Genomic DNA, 18,787 nt, shown 5'->3' with positions numbered 1-18,787 from the left:
GCAGATGCAGTGTCACGCAACCTCCTTGACGACTCGACGCGGCGGTCCCGGGCCGAGGTTCGATCCGGCGATCCGCTGTGGCCCCGATCGTAGGCGGCACCACCGACAACCCCTGTCCAGCGCCACCCCGACCGACCGCTCGTCCCGCCTCCGCGCACGCTTATCCGAATCATCAGACTTATCCTCTTCCGCCAGGTTGTATCGGCAGCTACAGTCCTTGCCCACCAGGGCACTCGCCCGAGGATTCGAATCTGGAGGGCCTGTGTCAGATCTCAGTCATGCCACCGACGAGGAGATGCGGCGCGCCGTCGTCCGCAAGGTCGCCCGCCGGCTGATCCCCCTCATGGGGCTCATGTACTTCGTCAACTACCTGGACCGCACGAACATCGGCTTCGCCAAGCTGACGATGAGTGAGGACCTCGGCCTCACCGAGGCGATGTTCGGGCTGGCCTCCGGCCTGTTCTTCATCGGCTACCTGCTCTTCGAGGTCCCGAGCAACCTCGCGCTGCACAAGTTCGGGGCGCGCATCTGGATGGCCCGCATCCTCGTGACCTGGGGCGCGGTCGCCTCCGCGATGGCGTTCGTGCCCACCCCCGGGTGGCTGTACGGCCTGCGAGTCCTGCTCGGCATCGCCGAGGCGGGCTTCTTCCCGGGCATGATCCTGTACCTGACCTACTGGCTGCCGCGCGCCGACCGGGTGCGGATGACCGGGTACTTCCTGCTCGCCATCCCGATCTCCTCGGTCGTCGGAGCTCCCCTGTCCACGACGCTCATGCAGGTCATGGACGGTGTCATGGGCTTCGCCGGATGGCGCTGGATGTTCTTCCTCCAGGGTCTGCCGGCCATCGTCCTCGCCGGGTTCGCCATCGCGTTCCTCACCGACCGGCCCAAGGACGCGAAGTGGCTGAGCGAGCACGAGCGCACCTGGTTGCAGAACCGTCTGGACACCGAGGCCCGCGACACCGCGTCCACGCACCATTGGCCGCTGAAGTCCTCCCTCACCAACCCGCGCATCATCGGTCTGGGCCTCATCTACTTCGGCACCACCTACGGCCTGTACGCGCTGAGCTTCTTCCTGCCGACGATCGTCCGCGGCTTCTCGCAGATGTTCGGCCGCTCCTACTCCCTCATCGAGACCGGCCTCATCGTCGCCGTCCCCTACGCCATCGCCGCCGTCGTCATGGTCTGGTGGGCCCACCACAGCGACCACACCAAGGAGCGCGTGTGGCACGTCGCCGGGCCGCTGCTCCTCGCCGCGGTGAGCGTGCCGGTGGCGTTGATGCTGCAGTCGCCGTTCCTCGTCATGGTCGCGGTGACCCTGACGGCCATCGGCATCTTCTGCGCCCTGCCGGTGTTCTGGTACCTGCCGACCAACTTCCTCACCGGCGCGAGCGCCGCGGGCGGTATCGCCCTGATCAACACCCTGGGGAACGCGTCTGGATTCGCCGCGCCGTACGCGACCGGTCTCATCAAGGACGCGACGGGTGGATTCGGCGTGGCCATGTGGGTGGTCGGTGGCTTCCTCGCGATGGCTGCGATCCTGGCGCTGGTGCTCGGCGCCGCCCCCAAGCCCAAGGCGCCTGCCCAGCCCGACGACGTCACCGCCAGGATGGAGACCCCGTGACGGACCCCGCCACCACGCACGAACCGATCGTCCGCGCCCTGCTGGACGTGCTGCCCGCCGATCGGTTCCTCGATCGCGATCCCGATGTCATGGAGGCGTACTCGCACGACGAGGGTGTGTGGGCGCCGTACGGCAAGCCGGCCGTCGTCGTGCGTCCGCGTTCGACGGAGGAGGTCCGGCAGATCGTCCTGGCCTGCATCGAGACGGGTACCCCCTCGTGCCGCGCGCTGCCGGCACGGGGTTGGTGGGCGGTGCGAACGCCATCGACGGCTGCGTGGTCGTGGTCTTCGACGCGATGAGCCAGATCGTCGAGATCGATGCCGTGGAGTCCCTCGCGGTCGTGCAGCCCGGTGTGATCAACGACGACCTGCGGGCGGCCGCGGCCGAGCAGGGGCTCTGGTATCCGCCGGACCCGGCGAGCTCGCCGTGGTCGATGATCGGCGGCAACGTCGGCACCAACGCCGGTGGGGTCTGCTGCGTCAAGTACGGCGTGACCCGCGACTACGTGCGTGAACTCGAGGTCGTCACGGGCACCGGCGAGGTCGTGCGCCTCGGGCGCCGGACGGCCAAGGGCGTCGCGGGCTACGACCTCGCGGGTCTCATGGTGGGGTCGGAGGGCACGCTCGGGATCATCACGGAGATCGTCGTGGCCCTGCGTGCGGCGCGCTCTCCGGAGACGACGATCGCGGGCTTCTTCGACACCCTCGTCGACGCCGGCCGCGGGGTGGCGGCGGTCGCGGCCGCGGGCATCACCCCCTCGGCGCTGGAGTTGGTCGACCGCGAGTGTCTGCGCGCGGTCGACGAGTGGAAGAACATGGGCCTCACTTCCGACGGCAACGTGCTCCTGCTGGCCAGGACCGACCTCCCCGGCCAGGCCGGTGAGCAGGAGGCCGAGGCCATTCGCGCCTGCTTCGAGCAGGGCGGTGCGAGCGCGGCCGTGGTCGCTGAGGACGAGCAGGAGGCCGACGCGCTGTTCGCGGCGCGACGACTCGCCTACCCCGCTCTGGAACGTCTCGGGCCGGTCCTCACCGAGGACGTGTGCGTCCCCCGCTCGAAGGTGCCCGAGATGCTCGGGCGCATCGAGGAGATCGCGGGCCGTCACGAGACCCGCATCGCCAACATCGCCCACGCCGGCGACGGCAACCTGCACCCGCTGTTGCTCGTGCCCGCCGGTGACGACGAGGCCAAACGCCGCGCACAGGTCGCTTTCGAGGAGATCCTCGACGCCGCAGTCGAACTCGGCGGCACCGTCGCCGGCGAACATGGCATCGGCCTGATCAAACGCCGCGGCCTGGCCAGCGAGGTCTCCCCCGGCGTCCTGGGCATGCACTCCGCGATCAAGAAGGCACTCGACCCGCACGGGATCCTCAACCCGGGCAAGGCCTTCCCCGACATCGACGACCACACCGCCCGCACCGAGGCCACGCTGGCGTAGCAGCGGGCAGCCCTGATGACTTCGTCACCGGCCCACCCGGCGGCGGTCGACACGCACGGTGGCACCGAAATGGTCGCTATCACGACCACTTCGGTGCCATCTCGGCTGCCACGGGCGATGCCGGCGTGGCCCATCCACCGCCGAGTCCGAGCGGCGCTCACCTGGCAGGGCCGTGGGGTCTGTGCCTACGGTGGCGCAAAGTCCGCCCCGATGAGAGGACGATCCCCATGAGCAACGACTACCGCACCGAGAACCCGGCGACCGGCGAGATCCTTGAGGAGTTCCCCACCCTCGACGACGCGGGCGTGAAGTCCGCCATCGATCGTGCCGGCGAGGCCTACACCTCCTGGCGCACGACGGACCCGGCCGAGCGCGCGAAGCTCCTGGCCAAGGTCGCCGACATCTACGACGAGCGGGCCCAGGAGCTGGCCGAGATCATCGCCCGCGAGATGGGCAAGCCCGTCAAGCAGGGCCTGGGTGAGATCGGCATCGTCTCCGGGATCTACCGCTACTACGCCGAGCACGGCGTCGACGCCCTCACCGAGGAGGTGCTCAACGCGCCCGGCGGCGAGTCGATCGTGCGCCGCGACCCCGTGGGTGTGCTGCTCGGGATCATGCCCTGGAACTTCCCCTACTACCAGGTCGCGCGGTTCGCCGCCCCGAACCTCATGCTGGGCAACACGATCCTGCTGAAGCACGCGCAGATCTGCGCCAAGTCCGCGCTGGTCATGGAGGAGATCTTCCGCGACGCCGGGTTCCCCGAGGGCGCCTACGTCAACATCTTCGCCACCAACGAGCAGATCACCGATGTCATCGCCGACCCCCGGGTGCAGGGCGTCTCCCTCACCGGCAGCGAACGCGCCGGGGCCGCCGTCGCCGAGACCGCCGGGCGCAACCTCAAGAAGTGCGTCCTCGAGCTGGGCGGCTCCGACGCGATGATCGTGCTCGACTCCCCGGACATCGCCCGCACCGTCAAGGTTGCCGCGGGTGCGCGCCTGAGCAACGCCGGCCAGGCGTGCAACTCGCCCAAGCGGATGCTGGTGGCCGAGGACCTGTACGACGAGTTCGTCGAGGGACTGACCGCCGCGTTCGAGAAGACGAGCACCGGAGACCCGCTGGAGGACGACACCCGCATGGGACCGCTGTCGTCCAAGAGCGCGCTCGACACCCTGCTCGAGCAGGTGCAGGACGCCAAGGACAAGGGCGTCACCGTGCGCACCGGCGGCGACCGGGTCGAGGGGCCGGGCGCGTTCATGCAGCCCACCGTGCTCACCGCCGTCACCCCCGAGATGCGGGCCTACACCGAGGAGTTGTTCGGCCCGGTCGCGATGGTCTTCAAGGTCTCCTCCGCCGAGGAGGCCATCGAGTTCGCCAACTCCAGCCCCTACGGCCTGTCCGGCTCGGTGTGGACCCAGGACGCCGAGCTCGGACGCTCGGTCGCGGATCGGCTCGACGTGGGCATGGCCTACATCAACGAGCACGGCACGACGATGGCCGAGTTGCCCTTCGGCGGCGTCAAGCGCTCCGGCTACGGACGCGAACTGGCCTCCTACGGCATGGACGAGTTCGCCAACAAGAAGCTCATCCGGACCTCCGGACGCTGACGGGCACCGGGCATGTACACCTCCGAACGGCCCAGCCTCGCGACCGACCTCCTCCTCGACGCCTTCGAGCGTGTCCACGAAGAGATTCCGCAGATCCTCGACGGTCTGTCGGTGGAGGACCTGTTGTGGCGCCCCGACGCCGACGCGAACTCCATCGGGTGGCTGATCTGGCACCTGACCCGGGTGCAGGACGACCACCTCGTCGGCGTCGCCCGGGAGTGCGGGCGGCCTCGTGAGCAGGTCTGGCCGTCGTGGCGGGCGCGCTTCGACGTGCCCTACGACGTCGCCGACATCGGGTACGGCCACACCACCGAGGACGTCGCCGCCTTCGGTCTCGACGATCCCGCGCTGCTCGCCGGCTATCACTCGGACGTCCACGCCCTCACGACGGAGGTCCTGCGGCAGTTGCGCCCCGAGGACTACCGCACCGTCGTCGACACGGCGTGGACCCCGCACGTGACCGCCGCATCACGTCTGGTGTCGGTCGTCAACGACGTCACCGCCCACGTGGGCCAGGCCGCCTACCTCAAGGGACTCCTCGAACGTCGTTGAGCTCGCCCGAGATCCGCGGCCCTCAGGTCGTGAGCGCGTCCTCGATGCGGGTGGTGAGTCGGCCCAGGACGCGATCGAACGCCGCGAGATCCTCGGGCGGGATGTCGTCGAAGAACAGGCCGCGCACGAGGCGCGCGTGCCCGGGAGCCGCCTGCTCGATGCGCTCCCGGCCGTCGGTGGTGAGGACGGCGAAGGCACCCCGGCCGTCCTGCGCGCACTCCTCACGCCGGATCAGTCCACGCTTCTCCATACGGGTGAGCTGGTGGGACAGCCGGCTGCGCTCCCATTGCAGAGTGTCGGCGAGTTCGGCGATGCGCGAGCGCTCGTCGGGAGCCTCGCTCAACTGCACCAGGACGGCGAAATCCGCCTGTGAGAGTCCGGAGTCCGCCTGGAGCTGGGCTCCGATCGCTCCGGGCAGGCGGCTGGTGACATGGAGCCAGCGCCGCCACATCTGTTGGCTGCGGTCGTCCAGCCATGGCGAATCGGTCATCGGACCAGTATGACAGTGATGCATCATCTAGACGGACGACCTGAACACGAATCTCCGAACCACCTGGGCCGCAACCCCTTCCGAGCCTCCCGGGCCGAACACGCGTGGCCCCACGCGCGCCCGGCCCGGAGCGGCCGGGATCGATCAGGTGGTCGGTGTGCTGGGGACATCGGTGGGCGAGGTGCCGGTCGAGGGTGCGGTGCTCGGCGCGGGTGTGCCGCCCCGTCCGCTCTCGCCACGCGGGCCGCCTCGTCGTCCGTCGTGGCCGGGGCCGCCGGTCCGCACCTCGACCGTGGCCAGGTCGGCGCTCACCTCGACCATCACGGGCGAGCCGGCCTTGGTGCCGAGGACGTCGTAGGACCCGTCGGGGTCCTTGCGCACCTGCTCGACGGTGATCGCGGAGTCCTGCGCGGTGACCGCGGCTGTGACCTTCGTCGCCTCCTCCCCGGTCACCTCGGTGTGCTCGTGGCCGCCTCGCCCGCCGGGCCCGCAGTCCTGCGCGCCGTCGGTGGCGGTCGCGGCGTCCGTGCTCGAGCCGGAGCCGTCGGGCGTGTTCGCCTGGGCCAGGGTCGCGCCGGCGAAGGCGAGCGACCCGGCGGTGACCAGCGCCGCAGCACCGGTCATGAGGGTGGTCCTGGTGGGCATGTGGGGGTCCTTTCCTCCTGGAGACCCGGGTGGTCTCCTTCTCTGACCCCCTCACGGTCCGGCGCGCACCTGTCGGGAGGCTATGAGCCGGGTAGGGCGCCGCCGTGAGTGGTTTCGCGAGGCCGCCGCCGTGCGAATCGTGCATCGAGTGCATAGGGTCGTTGTCATGACCACCACCGGCCGGGAACACAGTGTCCCCGGCACCGGTGGGCCCTTGGACGAGAACGAGATCCTGGCCGCCGTGGATCAGTACGTCACCGAGGTCGGCGCCGACGTCCAAGGGTTGTGGTCGCGTGCGCTGGACGGCACTCCGGATGCCGTGCTCGGCGACATCGACCTGCCGGCCCGCCTCGCGCGCCTCACGCGCAATGGAGGCAAACGCATCCGGCCGCTGATGTGCCACTGGGGGTTCGTCTGCGCCGGAGGCACCTCCGAGGCGGGCCGCGACGCGGCGATCCGCGCCGGTGCGGCGCTGGAATTGCTCCACACCTTCGCGTTGGTGCACGACGACGTCATGGACGAGTCCGACACCCGCCGTGGCGAACCCGCGGCGCACGTCCTCGCCGCGGAGGCGCACCGCGCCGTGGGCGCGTACGGCTCGCCCGACCGCTACGGGGAGTCCATCGCCATCCTCATCGGCGACCTCGCCCACACCATGGCCGACGCCCTGATCGCCACGCTGCCGCCACGCATGCGCCGGCTGTGGTTCGAGCTCAACATCGAACTCATCGCGGGCCAGCGGGAGGATCTGTCGGGCGCCGCCACCGGGCCGGGTGATCTGCGGCGTGCCCGGCGCATCGCGCGGATCAAGTCCGGCGCCTACACGGTCACCCGCCCCCTGCAGCTCGGGGCTCTCGCCGCCGGCGCCGACGACGACGTCCTCAGCGTCCTCGAGTCCTACGGCGACGAGATGGGCTGGGTGTTCGCCGCGCGCGACGACCTCCTCGGCGCCTGGGGCGACCCGCGCGAGACCGGCAAGCCCAGCGGCGACGACCTGCGTCAACACAAGCCGACCACCTTGCGGGTCGAGGCCCAGAACCACCTCGACGGGCCGGGGCTCACGCTGCTCGAGCGCGTCGGGACCACGGACGAACGACCCGGCGACGTCGAGGCCCTCCAGGACGCGATGACCCGCGCGGGCATCCGTGAACGAGCCGAGCACTCCATCTCCGACGGCGTCGACCGCGCCGTCACGATCCTGCACCGCGCCGACGGGGTGCTGCACGCCGACGGCATCCGCGAGCTGGTGCGCATGACTCGACACATCGCCTGGAGGACATCCTGACCACCATCGTCATCGGGGCCGGACTCGCCGGTCTGGCCACCGCCGCCCACCTTCGTGCAGCCGGACGCGAGGTGCTTGTCGTCGAGCGTGAGGACGTCCCCGGCGGTCGGGCGGGTCGCCTGCACCAGGACGGGTTCACGTTCGACACCGGACCCACCGTCCTGACGATGATCGATCTGGTGGACGAGGTGTTGCGTGCGGTCGGGTCCTCCGTCGAGGCGGCCCTGCCTCTCCAGCGGCTCGACCCGGCCTACCGCGCTCGTTACGCCGACGGGTCCGCGATCCACGTCCGGCACGGCCACACGGCCATGACCGAGGAGATCGCCCGCACCTGCGGGGCGGGGGACGCGGCGGCCTTCGAGGACTTCACCCGCTGGCTGCGGCGCCTGTACGAGGTGGAGATGCCCCACTTCATCGGCCGCAACTACGACTCGCCCACCGATCTGCTGGCCCGTCCGGGAGCCGCCCTCGAACTGGTGCGTCTCGGCGGGTTCGGCCGCCTGGGCCCGGCGATCCGACGCCGCTTCGCCGACGACCGGCTGCACCGCCTCTTCTCCTTCCAGGCCATGTACGCCGGCCTGGCGCCCGATCAGGCACTCGCCATCTACGCGGTCATCACGTACATGGATTCCATCGAGGGGGTGTGGTTTCCCGACGGCGGCATGCGCGCCCTGCCACAGGCGATGGCCGACGCGAACGCGCAAGCCGGCGTCGAGTTCGTGTACGGCCGGTCGGTGTCACGCATCCTCACCCGCCACGACGGCGCCGTCATGGGCGTCGAACTCGACGACGGCGAGCGGATCGGTGCCGATGCCGTGGTGACGACGCTGGACCTGCCCGTCGCCTACGCCCGGCACGCGGAGGACCTGCGACCGCCGCGCGCTGCTCGCACCGGCGACTACTCCCCCTCGGCGCTCGTCTGGCACCTCGGGGTGCGGGGCGTCCCCGAGCACGCCGCGCACCACAACATCCACTTCGGCCGGGCCTGGAAGGGCGCCTTCGACGACCTGCTCGTCGGAGGCCGCCGCATGTCCGACCCCAGCCGGCTCGTGTGCGTGCCGTCCAAGGACGACGCCTCCGCGGCGCCGGAGGGGCACTCGACGTTGTACGTGCTCGAGCCGGTGCCCAATCTGCATGTCGGCGAGATCGACTGGGAGGTCGAGACCCCGCGGATGCAGGAGGAGCTGCTCTCCTTCCTCGCGGGCGAGGGCTACCCGACCGACGTCGTCACCGACGCGGTCGTCACCCCCGTCGACTGGCAACAGCAGGGGATGGCGGCGGGCACCCCGTTCGCCCTGGCGCACACGTTCGCCCAGACCGGCCCGTTCCGGCCCGCCAACCACGACCCCCGGCGACCGGGCCTGTTCTTCGCGGGTTCCTCGACGGTGCCCGGCGTCGGTGTGCCGATGGTGCTCATCTCCGGGCGGCTGGCCGCCCGCCGGGTGTCGGACTACCTGGCATGAGCCGACCGCTCACCTCCGACGTCATCGCCGAGGGCGACCGCCGGGCGGCGGCGCTGACCCGGCAACACGGCACCACCTACTACTGGGGGACGCGCCTGCTGCGGCCCGAGCAGCGGCGGGACGTCTTCACCGTCTACGCGCTGTGCCGCCTCGCCGACGACATCGTGGACGAACCCGAGGGTGGAGATCTCGCCGCGACCGCCCGCCGGCTCGCGGACTTCCGCGCACGGTTCGTCACGGCCGTCGAGTCGGCGCAGGTGGAGGTCGGCACCGACCCGGAGGCCCCTGTGCTGGCGGCGGTCGCCCGCACGGTCCGCGAGCGCGGGATCCCCCTGGAGTGCTTCGACCGGTTCTTCGACGCGATGACCCTCGACCTCACCCGCACGAGCTGGGCCTCCTGGCCCGAGCTGCGCGACGACTACATGGAGGGGTCGGCGGCGGTCATCGGCGAGATGATGCTGCCGATCCTCGACCCGCTCACCCCCGAGGCCACGGAGCCGGCCCGGGCACTCGGCCTGGCCTTCCAGCTCACGAACTTCATCCGCGACGTCGGGGAGGATCTCGAACGCGGCCGCATCTACCTGCCGGCCGACGAGATGGCCGCCCACGGCGCCGACGCACGAACGCGGGTCGTCACCCCGCAGTGGCGCGCCTTCCTCGCCGCGCAGATCGCCCGCAACCGTGAGTTGTACGCCCGGGCCCGGCCGGGGGTGACGATGCTGCCGCGCGAGTCCGCGCTGTGCGTCGCACTGGCGTTGCGGATGTACGCGGAGATCCTCGAACGGATCGAGGCGGCCGACTACGACGTGTTCACCGCGCGACGCCGGGTGCCACGCCGCCGCAAGGTCGTGCTGCTGCTGGACACCGTGGCCCGTGGCCCCCGCACCGCCCTCAAGGAGAAGCGATGAGAGTCCCCGTCCGCCGCCGACCTCAACCGGACGAGGCCCATCTTCGATCGACGTGGCGCCAGGCCGCGGTGCCCCGCATCGAGAAGGCCCTGGCCGCTGCGCAGGAGCGGCCGACCGGAGGGTGGTTCGTCGTCGGGACCTCCGGCGACGTACGGGTGCCCAAGGACGGCCGCAGCCCCGCCACGATCGTGAGGGAGATCGCCGGCCGAGAAGTCGTGCTCTACCGCGACGCCGCCGGCACCTTTCACGCCGGACCCGGTGCCTGCCCGCACATGGGAGCGCGGCTGGATGGCTGCGTCGTCGCCGACGGGTCGATCCTCTGCCGCTGGCACGGCCTGGCCCTCGGCGGAGACCGTTCGGAGCTGCGCTGGAACTCCTACCCCGCCCACGACGACGGCGTGCTGCTGTGGGCGCGGCTGGAATCCGACGACCCGTTCGCCGGGGAGCCGACGGCGCGGCCCGTCATCACGACGCGGCCGGACCCGGCCGGCGCGATCTCCGGCGTCGTCGCCCACCGCGCCACCTGCGAGCCCGCCGACGTCATCGCCAACCGCCTCGACCCCTGGCACGGCGCCTGGTTCCACCCCTACGCGTTCAGCCACCTCGTCGTCGACGAGGACGCCTCGGACGTCCACACGCTGGTGGTCGACGTGACGTTCCGCCTGGGACGCACCTTCGGCGTGCCGGTGCGCGCCGAGTTCACCTGCCCCGACGCCCGCACGATCGTCATGACGATCACCGAGGGGAGGGCGCCGGCAGCGTGGTGGAGACCCACGCGACACCCCTGACCGCCCCCGGTGAGACACCCGCGCGCACGGTGGTCCTCGAGGCGACGATCGCGACGTCGCCCCGCCCCGGCTTCCAGGTCGCCCGGGCCTTCTCCCCGCTGGTCGCCGCCGGCATCCGGCACACTGCATCCGGGCTGTGGGTCGACGACCTCGCCTACGCCGAACGGCGCTACGACCTGCGTACCCGCCACCAGCACCGGAGGACCCGATGACGACACCCACCGCCCACGTGCCCGCCGCCTTCGACGAGGTCGCGCGGCGGTACGACCTCATGGTGGGGATGTCGCCCGGTTACCACGCGCAGTTGCGTGCCTCCGCGCGGGCGTTCGTCGACTCCTTGCCACGGGACCCGGGTCGTGAGCTGCGGCTTCTCGACCTCGGCTGCGGGTCGGGCGCCTCGACGCGGGCCCTGGTCGATGCCCTGGACGCGGCCGGCCTGCGCTACCGCCTCACGGGCATCGACGCCTCCAACGGCATGCTCACCCAGGCCCGACGGGACTCCTGGCCGGCCGGTGTCGACTTCGAGCAGGCGCTGGCCGAGAACATCGCCGACCTGCTGCGCAACCGTGGCGAGCACGTCGACGGCGTGTTCGGGGCCTACCTGCTGCGCAACGTCACCGAGCGGGACGAGCTCGTCACCGGCCTGTCCGAACGTCTGGTGCCCGGGGGCCACTGGTCTTCCACGACTACTCCGTCGCCGGGCGTCCGGTCGCCGCCGCCGCGTGGACGCTGCTGTCCTGGGCCGTCATCATCCCGCTGTCGGTCGTCGTCACCCGCCGGCCGGGCCTGTTCGTCTACCTGTGGCGCAGCGTGCTCGACTTCGATTCGGTCCCCCAGATCATGGATCGCCTGGTGCGTGGTGGCTTCGAGGACGTCCGCGCGCGCGGGGTGCCAGGATGGCAGGCCTCGATGGTCCACATCGTCCACGGGCGGAGGCCGAGATGAGCAGGACACCACGGTGGCGGCCCGGACGCGATCGGCGGGCCGAGCGACACGCCCCGCAAACGCTGCTGGACCCCGGCGTGCGGGTTCGCGAGCACGACCCGGCTCGCAACCGCGTGGCCGTCGTCGGCGGCGGGATCGCCGGGATCGCGGCGGCCGCCGTGCTCGCCGAGGGCGGAGCGCAGGTGACGCTGCTGGAGCGCGGAGACCGCCTCGGCGGCCGGGTCGCCTCCTGGACCACCGAGGACGGCCGGAGCATGGGCCGCGGCTTCCACGCGTTCTTCAGGCAGTACTACAACCTGCGTGAGCTGCTTCGGCGCGCCGACCCCGGCCTGTCCCACCTCGTTCCGTTGAACGACTACCCCTTGGTCGACGCCGCCGGGAACACCGACTCCTTCAGCGGCATCCCGCTCACCCCGCCGTGGAGCGTCGGCGCATTCGCCCTGCGCAGCAAGAGTTTTCCGCTCGCGCAGGTGGCGCGGGTCGACCTGCGCCGCGCCACGGACCTGCTCACCGTCGACTTCCCCGCCAGTTTCGGCGACTACGACGGGATGAGCGCCGCGGAGGTCCTCGACCGACTTCGGTTCCCACCCGCTGCGCGGCATCTCGCGCTCGAGGTCTTCGCGCGCAGCTTCTTCGCCGACCCGCGCGAGTTCTCCGGCGCCGAGCTCGTGGCGATGTTCCACTCCTACTTCATGGGGTCAGCCGAGGGCCTGATCTTCGACGTGCCGGACGGCTCGTACGACCGCACGCTGTGGGCGCCGCTGGGTGAGTACCTGTGGCGTCGCGGCGTCGACATCCGCGTGGACGCGGAGGTCACGGTCATCGAGGACCCCGAGGGAGAATCCGGGCCGGTGATCGTCCACGCCCGGGGCCATGCGCCACTGGAGGTCGATGCGGTCGTCCTCGCCACCGACGTCGAACCGCTGCGACGACTCGTCGGCGAAAGCGCCTGGCTGGGTGACCCGGGCTGGCGCGAGCGCATTCAGTTGCTGCGGCGCGCACCGCGATTCGCCGTGTGGCGGTTGTGGCTCGACACGCCCATGGCATCGGACACGCCGCCGTTCCGGGGGACCGCCGGGACCGGCATGCTCGACAACGTCAGCGCCTTGCACCTCTACGAGGACGAGGCGCGGGCGTGGGTCGCCGAGCACGGCGGCAGCGTCGTCGAACTCCATGCCTACGCCCTGCCGGACGACGTCTCGGAAGAGGCCGTTCAGGCGGACCTGCTCGCTCAGGTGCACCGCCTGCATCCCGAGCTCGCCGGCGCGACCACGGTCGCGCAGGGGTGGCTCGTGCGGGACGACTGCGTCCTGGTGACCCCTGAACCGTGGTCGGAACGTCCGGGCATCGTCACTCCCGACCCGCGAGTCATGCTGGCCGGCGACGGGATCCGTGTCGACCTGCCCGTGGCCCTGATGGAGCGGGCGGCGACCACGGGCATGCTCGCAGCCTCGGCCATCCTGCAGAGCTGGGGCCTGACCGGTCAGCCGGTGTGGTCCGTGCCCACGACGGGCGTCCTCGCACGACGGCGCTTCCGCCGCGGCTGAGCCGGGTCGACGAGGGTCGCCTCCACCGGGCCCTCGTCGGGGCTCGCGCCGACGAGCAGCACGCCCTGCTGCCCCCCGTCCATCGGATGGACCCAGGTGCAGTGCAGGGTCAGACCCCCGCCGACTCGCATCACCATCGCCGACGAGGGCCGCTCGTCGAACGGATCGGTGGGCATCATCCGAAACGCGCAGGTGCCGTCGACGGTCGTCCCGACCGGGCGTGGAGTCATGCCGCCAGGGTGGCAGCTCCGTGCGGCGAGTCGGTGTCAGCCGTCGAGGATCTCGAGTTCACGCTCGAGCACGTCCTCGATGCGCGAGAGCACTGCCGACTCGATGGCGCGGCCGACGACGGGGACGTTCACGGTCAGCGACAACTCGTAGCGCACGACGCTGCCCTCTCCTGCCCCGGCGATGTGCATCTCGCACGACGCGTCACCGGGCGCACCGTGGATGTCCAGCGACATCCACCCGTCGATGTCGTCCATGCCCGTCGCACCGCCCTGCCGGTCGCCGGCACGATCCGTGTCGAGATCGGTGCCGACCCGCTCCCAGGTCTCGACACGACGCACGGTGGGGAGCCCGAATCCTGATCTGCCGCGCAACCGCCCGCGGACGACCGCGGGCATCCAGCTCTCGGGGACGGCGGTGTCGATGCCCACGCGCAGGCGACCGGCCCCGTCCTCGTCGTGCACGGTGACGGTGGAGGACTCGCCACCCAGAGCCGCGCGCCGCTCACTCATCGCGGGGTCCCGCAGCCGCGCCCACAACTCGTCAGGGGTCGAGGTCATGCGGCAGGTCAGGCTTCGCAGGGTCATCAGAGCAGCGATCCGGGGTCGTCGGGCACGTCGACAGCGTACGGTCGCAGGACATCCATCGGCACGATCTCCAGCGCCCGTTCATGGGTCGAGGCCAGCACCACGGGCGCGGCGTGCCCGTCCTGATGGGCCTGCAGCCACCTCGCCGCGACCACACACCACCGGTCGCCGGCGACGAGTCCCGGGAACTGCCACTGCGGGCGCGGGGTGATCAGGTCGTTGCCGACGGACTGCTGGTGGGCGAGGAACTCGTCCGTCATCACCGCGCAGATGGTGTGGCTGCCGAGGTCCTCGGGTCCGGTATAGCAGCAGCCGTCGCGATAGAAGCCGGTGACGGGGTCGGTTCCGCATTCCTGCAGTCGACCCCCGTAGACGTTGCGCTCCTCCTCGGCCATACGACGACCGTACCGGGTCCGGCCCGGTGCGGACCGGACATCCCGGGTCCCGAGTGCCGTTCGGGGCTGCCAGGATGGGCCCGTGGACGTCATCGTCATCGGGGGTGGGCAGGCCGCACTCGCCGCGGCGTACTTCCTCCGCCGGGCCGGGTTGTCCTACACCGTCCTCGACGATCAGGACGCCCCCGGGGGTGCCTGGCGCCACACCTGGCCGTCGCTGCGACTGTTCTCCCCGGCGGAGTACTCCTCTCTGCCCGGGTGGCGGATGCCGCCGAGCAAGGACGGCAACCCCGACGCGGCGCACGTCATGGCCTACCTGACCGAGTACGAGCGACGGTACGAGATCCCCGTGGAGCGGCCGGTGCGGGTGGAGGCGGTGCGGCGGACGTCGACGGGTTTCGAGGTCGACACCGACCGAGGGACCCGGCAGGCGGCGGCGGTGATCAGCGCGACCGGCACGTGGTCGCGGCCGTTCGTCCCGGCCTTCCCGGGCCGGGAATCCTTCGGCGGCAGGCAGTGGCACAGCGCCGTCTACGACGGCCCGGACGAGCACGCCGGACGCCGCGTCATGGTGGTCGGCGGCGCGAACTCCGGTGCCCAGATCGCCGCCGACCTCGCCCCGGTCTGCGAGCTCGTGTGGTGCACCCTGGCCCCACCTCGATACCTGCCGGACGACGTGGACGGCCGAGAGCTGTTCCGCTTGGCGAGCGCCCGGGTCCGGGGCGAGGACGGGGCGCAGGGTGTCGGCGGGCTGGGTGACATCGTCGTCGTGCCTCCCGTGCGCGAGGCCCGCGACACCGGGTTGCTCGACCCCGAAGACGTTCCCCAGCACTTCACCCGCACCGGCGCGGTCTGGGCCGACGGGACGAGTCGCGAACTGGATCACGTGATCTGGTGCACCGGGTTCCGCCCTGCCCTGCGCCATCTGGCGGATCTGGAGATCCCGCGTCACCAGGGGCGGTTCGCCACCGACGGGCCACGGGTGGTCGACTCACCCGGCCTCTACGTCCTGGGCTACGGCGACTGGTGCGGTGCCGCGTCGGCCACGTTGATCGGCGTCGGTCAGTGGGCGCGGGCCGCGGTACGTGACATCGTCGAGCGGCTCGACGCGTAGTCCCCTCGCCGGGACGGACCGTCATGTCGCATTCCGGCCGGACACGGCCACGATCAGGGCGGAGACTGAACGGCATGACGATCACCCACCTCGACCGCGAGGGCGCGCTGCGGGCCGTGGCCGGCCGCGACACCCGGTTCGACGGCTGGTTCGTCACGGCCGTGCTCACCACCGGCATCTACTGCCGACCGAGCTGCCCGGCCATGACGCCGCGCGCCGCGAACGTCGACTTCTACCCGACGGCGGCCGCGGCGCAACTGGCCGGGTTCCGCGCGTGCAAGAGGTGCCGTCCCGACGCGAGCCCGGGTTCCCCCGAGTGGGACACACGCGCCGACGTCGTCGCGCGGGCGATGCGCCTCATCGCCGACGGGATCGTCGACCGCGAGGGGGTCCCCGGCCTGGCCCGGGCGCTCGGGTACAGCGTCCGGCAGGTGGAGCGGGTCATGCGCGCCGAACTCGGCGCCGGGCCCCTCTCGATCGTGCGCGCCCGGCGGGCGCAGACGGCACGGACCCTCGTCGAGTCCACGTCGATGCCGCTGGCCGACGCCGCGTTCGCCGCCGGCTTCTCCAGCGTCCGCGCCTTCAACGACACCGTCCGGCAGGTCTACGCCACCACCCCCTCCGACCTGCGAATGCGGGCCTCGGCCACCCCCGGACGGACGCAGCCGGCACGGGCGCGTCCGGATCGGTCACGGCGGGGAGTCTGCACGTGCGGTTGCCCTTCCGGCGTCCGTTCCGCCCGGACGACCTGTTCGGTCATCTCGTCCAGACCGGCGTGCCCGGGGTGGAGGAGTGGCGGGGCGGGGCCTATCGCCGCACGCTCCGCCTGCCGGGCGGGCCCGGCATCGTCGCGCTTCGACCGCAGGAAGGTCACGTCGCGGCCGAACTACGGCTGACCGACGTGCGTGACGTGGGTGCTGCCGTCGCCCGATGCCGCCGGCTGCTCGACCTCGACGCCGACCCGGAAGCGGCCGAGCAGACCCTCGGTGCCGACCCCGTCCTGGCACCGCTCGTCGTCGCGTTCCCCGGCCGTCGCATGCCCCGTACCCCCGACGGCTCGGAGATGGCCCTGCGGGTCGTCCTGGGACAACAGGTCTCGACCGCGGCGGCGCGGACGCACGCCGCCCGCCTCGTCAGCGCCCTCGGCACTCCCGTGCACGATCCCGTCGGTGGCCTGACCCATCTGTTCCCCGCAGCCGAGGCCGTGGCCGGGGTCGACCAGGAAACGCTGTCCTTCCCCCGCACCCGCCGACGCACCCTGGTCATGCTCGCCGAAGCCCTCGCTGCGGGCGATCTCGACCTCGGGGTCGGAGCCGACCGCGAGCATGCCCGGTCGGTCCTCACGTCGATGCCGGGGATCGGCCCGTGGACCGTCGACTCGATCGCGATGCGGGCGCTCGGCGACCCCGACGTCTTCCTCGCCGGTGACCTCGGCATCCGTCAGGTTGCCGCCGGCCTCGGCCTGCCGACCACTCCGGCCCGACTCACCGCCCACGCCCATTCGTGGCGGCCGTGGCGCTCCTACGCGGTCCTCCACCTCTGGGGGACCCTCGACCACCCCATCACCCGCATGCCGAAGGACGGATCATGACCACCGACCGCGCCCACACCGTCGTCGACAGCCCGATCGGACCGCTGACCCTCGTCTCCGACGGCGGACACCTCGTGGGCTGCTACATGGCCGACCAGAAGCACCGCCCCGACGAGACGGCGTTCGGCGACCGTGACGACTCGGCCGCGCCGTTCGAAGAGACCCGACGTCAACTGGCCGAGTACTTCGCCGGAGAACGCACGGAGTTCGACCTGCCGCTCGCCCCCGTCGGCACCGAGTTCCAGCGCCTGGTCTGGACGGCGCTGCGCCGGATCCCCTACGGGCAGACGTGGTCCTACGGTCGCCTGGCCACCGAGGTCGGCAACGCCAAGGCCTCCCGGGCGGTCGGTCTGGCCAACGGCCGCAACCCCCTCTGCGTCGTCGTGCCGTGCCACCGCGTGGTCGGCGCGAGTGGTTCCCTCACCGGCTTCGCGGGCGGGATCGAGCGCAAGAAGACGCTGCTGGACCTGGAGAGTTCGCACGGCACCTGAGCGAGGGCGACGACCGGGAGCTACTTCCCGCTCTGCCCCAATTCGTCCACCCGAGTGGGGGTATGGCCGGGCTCGTAGGTCGTCCATCCCGACGGCGGCGGCTGCCCGCGCGGCACGCAGGCGCCGCCGCCTTCGGAGGAGGTGATGGGGTAGTCCCGATCACCACAGGGAGGCTGGGCGGCCTGGTACATCCCGAAGGCGGCGAACAGCGCCATCGCCAACGCCACCCCGGCGACGACACAACCGAGGACGATGAGAATCACGGACCGTGTCCGCATGACGTACCCCCTCGAACAGCAGAAGACGTGCGAAACAGCAGCGCGTGAGCACCTGTTTCGACGTCACCTACTGTGTCAGGGGGAATGGCGTCGGGGGTCAGCCTCGGAGGGCGTTGCCTGCGGCGATCGTGTCGCGGTGCGACTGCACCTGCGCCACATACCGGGAGGTCTCGCCGTACATGCCGCGCTGCTTCAGCGACGTCATCCCCTGGTAGTAGGCACCCAGGACCGTGGCCTCGTCGCCGCCGGAGCTCTGCTGCAACGTCTTGAGCAACATCACCCCGCAGGTCGCGTTGTCCCGTACGTCGTCGAGGTCGAGCTGACGGCCCAGCTTCTCCGACATCCAGCGGCCGGTGACCGGCATGCACTGCATGACACCGCGCGCCCCCGCGTGGGAGACGGCGTCCGGGCGCCAGCGCGACTCCTGCCAGGCGATCGCCAGAGCGAGGTCGACGTCGATGCCGTGTTCGCGGGCCGCGGCGGCGACCGCGTCACGCGCGGCGAGGCGCTCGGCACCGAGCGACATCGACGCACCGGCGCGGACCGGGCCGGACCGTGCGGCGGCACCCGTCGAGTTCTGCCGGGCAGCAGCCGAACTCGTGGACTGCGTCGAGGACGCACCCTTGGTCGGGATCGTCAGACGCTCACCGATGCGGATGAGGTTGTCGGCGCCGATGTCGTTGGCGGCCCGCAGCTCACCACGGGTGACGCCGTAGCGCAGGGCCACGCCACCGACCGTGTCGCCCGGACGGACGCGGTGGGAATCGCTCGCCGCGACGCTCGGAGCGGTCACGACGACGGCAGCGGGAGGGGCAGG

The 18,787-nt window shown here is 71.4% G+C and carries 19 protein-coding genes and 3 pseudogenes; 15 read left to right on the top strand and 7 right to left on the bottom strand.

Going from position 1 to position 18,787, the window contains the following annotated elements; translation table 11 throughout:
• The first annotated feature begins 262 nt into the window (after positions 1–262).
• From QQK49_RS20170 to QQK49_RS20150, 5 genes are all read left to right on the top strand, one after another.
• Positions 263–1,624, top strand: coding sequence for an MFS transporter (locus tag QQK49_RS20170; RefSeq protein WP_284305548.1), 1,362 nt, complete (start codon positions 263–265; stop codon positions 1,622–1,624).
• Entirely contained in the window at positions 1,621–1,923 is a 303-nt protein-coding gene (locus QQK49_RS20165; RefSeq protein ID WP_284305547.1) for a hypothetical protein, read from the top strand. The genes QQK49_RS20170 and QQK49_RS20165 overlap by 4 nt, the downstream gene beginning before the upstream one ends.
• On the top strand, positions 1,842–3,059 hold the full coding sequence (locus QQK49_RS20160) for an FAD-binding oxidoreductase (protein ID WP_348536238.1): 1,218 nt from the start codon (positions 1,842–1,844) through the stop codon (positions 3,057–3,059). Before QQK49_RS20165 ends, QQK49_RS20160 begins: the two co-directional genes overlap by 82 nt.
• Before the next feature lie 227 nt (positions 3,060–3,286).
• Positions 3,287–4,663, top strand: a complete 1,377-nt coding sequence (locus QQK49_RS20155; protein ID WP_284305545.1) for an NAD-dependent succinate-semialdehyde dehydrogenase — start codon at positions 3,287–3,289, stop codon at positions 4,661–4,663.
• A 12-nt stretch (positions 4,664–4,675) separates the two neighbouring features.
• The gene (locus tag QQK49_RS20150; protein ID WP_284305544.1) at positions 4,676–5,215 is read left to right on the top strand and encodes a mycothiol transferase; all 540 of its coding nucleotides are present in this window, start codon (positions 4,676–4,678) and stop codon (positions 5,213–5,215) included.
• Between the two features lie 22 nt (positions 5,216–5,237).
• On the opposite strand, the gene QQK49_RS20145 is transcribed toward QQK49_RS20150, so the two are convergent.
• Positions 5,238–5,705: a MarR family winged helix-turn-helix transcriptional regulator gene (locus QQK49_RS20145; protein WP_284305543.1), complete on the bottom strand. Its 468-nt coding sequence runs from the start codon at positions 5,703–5,705 to the stop codon at positions 5,238–5,240.
• A gap of 144 nt (positions 5,706–5,849) precedes the next feature.
• Positions 5,850–6,350, bottom strand: a complete 501-nt coding sequence (locus QQK49_RS20140) for a hypothetical protein (protein WP_284305542.1) — start codon at positions 6,348–6,350, stop codon at positions 5,850–5,852.
• Between the two features lie 166 nt (positions 6,351–6,516).
• Between QQK49_RS20140 and QQK49_RS20135 the strand changes: the two genes are divergently transcribed.
• The 6 genes and pseudogenes from QQK49_RS20135 (at position 6,517) to QQK49_RS20105 (ending at position 13,286) form a co-directional block, all read left to right on the top strand.
• Positions 6,517–7,635, top strand: coding sequence for a polyprenyl synthetase family protein (locus QQK49_RS20135; RefSeq protein WP_284305541.1), 1,119 nt, complete (start codon positions 6,517–6,519; stop codon positions 7,633–7,635).
• A complete protein-coding gene (gene crtI, locus QQK49_RS20130; RefSeq protein ID WP_348536273.1) occupies positions 7,620–9,098 on the top strand; it encodes a phytoene desaturase family protein in 1,479 nt (492 codons plus the stop codon). The genes QQK49_RS20135 and crtI overlap by 16 nt, the downstream gene beginning before the upstream one ends.
• Positions 9,095–10,006 carry a phytoene/squalene synthase family protein gene (locus tag QQK49_RS20125; protein WP_284305540.1) on the top strand — a complete coding sequence of 304 codons (912 nt, stop codon included), beginning with the start codon at positions 9,095–9,097 and terminating at the stop codon, positions 10,004–10,006. The genes crtI and QQK49_RS20125 overlap by 4 nt, the downstream gene beginning before the upstream one ends.
• A pseudogene (locus QQK49_RS20120) lies at positions 10,003–11,006 on the top strand (DUF5914 domain-containing protein). Before QQK49_RS20125 ends, QQK49_RS20120 begins: the two are co-directional and overlap by 4 nt.
• Positions 11,003–11,407 (top strand): annotated as a pseudogene (locus QQK49_RS20110) (methyltransferase domain-containing protein); the annotation flags it as partial. The pseudogenes QQK49_RS20120 and QQK49_RS20110, both read left to right, overlap by 4 nt.
• Positions 11,408–11,735: 328 nt before the next feature.
• On the top strand, positions 11,736–13,286 hold the full coding sequence (locus QQK49_RS20105) for an FAD-dependent oxidoreductase (protein ID WP_284305536.1): 1,551 nt from the start codon (positions 11,736–11,738) through the stop codon (positions 13,284–13,286).
• Here QQK49_RS20105 and QQK49_RS20100 read toward each other — a convergent pair.
• From QQK49_RS20100 to QQK49_RS20090, 3 genes are read right to left on the bottom strand one after another with little or no spacing between them, the layout of a single operon-like run.
• Positions 13,223–13,516, bottom strand: a complete 294-nt coding sequence (locus QQK49_RS20100) for a hypothetical protein (protein WP_284305535.1) — start codon at positions 13,514–13,516, stop codon at positions 13,223–13,225. The genes QQK49_RS20105 and QQK49_RS20100 overlap by 64 nt on opposite strands.
• A 36-nt stretch (positions 13,517–13,552) precedes the next feature.
• A complete protein-coding gene (locus tag QQK49_RS20095; RefSeq protein WP_284305534.1) occupies positions 13,553–14,101 on the bottom strand; it encodes a DUF2505 domain-containing protein in 549 nt (182 codons plus the stop codon).
• The gene (locus QQK49_RS20090; RefSeq protein WP_284305533.1) at positions 14,101–14,496 is read right to left on the bottom strand and encodes a DUF2237 family protein; all 396 of its coding nucleotides are present in this window, start codon (positions 14,494–14,496) and stop codon (positions 14,101–14,103) included. The genes QQK49_RS20095 and QQK49_RS20090 overlap by 1 nt, the downstream gene beginning before the upstream one ends.
• An 82-nt stretch (positions 14,497–14,578) precedes the next feature.
• On the opposite strand from QQK49_RS20090, the gene QQK49_RS20085 reads away from it, so the two are divergent.
• The 4 genes and pseudogenes from QQK49_RS20085 (at position 14,579) to QQK49_RS20070 (ending at position 17,692) form a co-directional block, all read left to right on the top strand.
• The gene (locus QQK49_RS20085; protein ID WP_284305532.1) at positions 14,579–15,610 is read left to right on the top strand and encodes an ArsO family NAD(P)H-dependent flavin-containing monooxygenase; all 1,032 of its coding nucleotides are present in this window, start codon (positions 14,579–14,581) and stop codon (positions 15,608–15,610) included.
• A 23-nt stretch (positions 15,611–15,633) separates the two neighbouring features.
• A pseudogene (locus QQK49_RS20080) lies at positions 15,634–16,185 on the top strand (bifunctional transcriptional activator/DNA repair enzyme AdaA); the annotation flags it as partial.
• A gap of 134 nt (positions 16,186–16,319) precedes the next feature.
• Entirely contained in the window at positions 16,320–17,201 is an 882-nt protein-coding gene (locus tag QQK49_RS20075; protein ID WP_284305531.1) for a DNA-3-methyladenine glycosylase family protein, read from the top strand.
• Positions 17,198–17,692: a methylated-DNA--[protein]-cysteine S-methyltransferase gene (locus QQK49_RS20070; protein ID WP_284305530.1), complete on the top strand. Its 495-nt coding sequence runs from the start codon at positions 17,198–17,200 to the stop codon at positions 17,690–17,692. The genes QQK49_RS20075 and QQK49_RS20070 overlap by 4 nt, the downstream gene beginning before the upstream one ends.
• Positions 17,693–17,712: 20 nt before the next feature.
• On the opposite strand, the gene QQK49_RS20065 is transcribed toward QQK49_RS20070, so the two are convergent.
• The gene (locus QQK49_RS20065) at positions 17,713–17,970 is read right to left on the bottom strand and encodes a hypothetical protein (protein WP_284305529.1); all 258 of its coding nucleotides are present in this window, start codon (positions 17,968–17,970) and stop codon (positions 17,713–17,715) included.
• A gap of 97 nt (positions 17,971–18,067) precedes the next feature.
• The gene (locus QQK49_RS20060) at positions 18,068–18,763 is read right to left on the bottom strand and encodes a lytic transglycosylase (protein WP_284305528.1); all 696 of its coding nucleotides are present in this window, start codon (positions 18,761–18,763) and stop codon (positions 18,068–18,070) included.
• Positions 18,764–18,787 lie beyond the last annotated feature (24 nt).

This window comes from Mobilicoccus caccae (genome assembly GCF_030161635.1).
GTDB classification, from domain to species: Bacteria; Actinomycetota; Actinomycetes; order Actinomycetales; family Dermatophilaceae; genus Mobilicoccus; species Mobilicoccus caccae.
The sequence above is the reverse complement of the archived record's forward strand: the minus strand, read 5'-3'. Positions and strand labels throughout refer to the sequence as shown.

Bases quoted from the DNA above. Each gene is read 5' to 3' on its own strand.
- QQK49_RS20135 (WP_284305541.1), top strand. From the start codon at position 6,517: ATGACCACCACCGGCCGGGAACACAGTGTCCCCGGCACCGGTGGGCCC.
- QQK49_RS20065 (WP_284305529.1), bottom strand. From the start codon at position 17,970: ATGCGGACACGGTCCGTGATTCTCATCGTCCTCGGTTGTGTCGTCGCC.
- QQK49_RS20145 (WP_284305543.1), bottom strand. From the start codon at position 5,705: ATGACCGATTCGCCATGGCTGGACGACCGCAGCCAACAGATGTGGCGG.
- QQK49_RS20095 (WP_284305534.1), bottom strand. From the start codon at position 14,101: ATGACCCTGCGAAGCCTGACCTGCCGCATGACCTCGACCCCTGACGAG.
- QQK49_RS20155 (WP_284305545.1), top strand. From the start codon at position 3,287: ATGAGCAACGACTACCGCACCGAGAACCCGGCGACCGGCGAGATCCTT.
- QQK49_RS20070 (WP_284305530.1), top strand. From the start codon at position 17,198: ATGACCACCGACCGCGCCCACACCGTCGTCGACAGCCCGATCGGACCG.
- QQK49_RS20105 (WP_284305536.1), top strand. From the start codon at position 11,736: ATGAGCAGGACACCACGGTGGCGGCCCGGACGCGATCGGCGGGCCGAG.
- QQK49_RS20140 (WP_284305542.1), bottom strand. From the start codon at position 6,350: ATGCCCACCAGGACCACCCTCATGACCGGTGCTGCGGCGCTGGTCACC.
- QQK49_RS20100 (WP_284305535.1), bottom strand. From the start codon at position 13,516: ATGACTCCACGCCCGGTCGGGACGACCGTCGACGGCACCTGCGCGTTT.
- QQK49_RS20150 (WP_284305544.1), top strand. From the start codon at position 4,676: ATGTACACCTCCGAACGGCCCAGCCTCGCGACCGACCTCCTCCTCGAC.
- QQK49_RS20125 (WP_284305540.1), top strand. From the start codon at position 9,095: ATGAGCCGACCGCTCACCTCCGACGTCATCGCCGAGGGCGACCGCCGG.
- QQK49_RS20090 (WP_284305533.1), bottom strand. From the start codon at position 14,496: ATGGCCGAGGAGGAGCGCAACGTCTACGGGGGTCGACTGCAGGAATGC.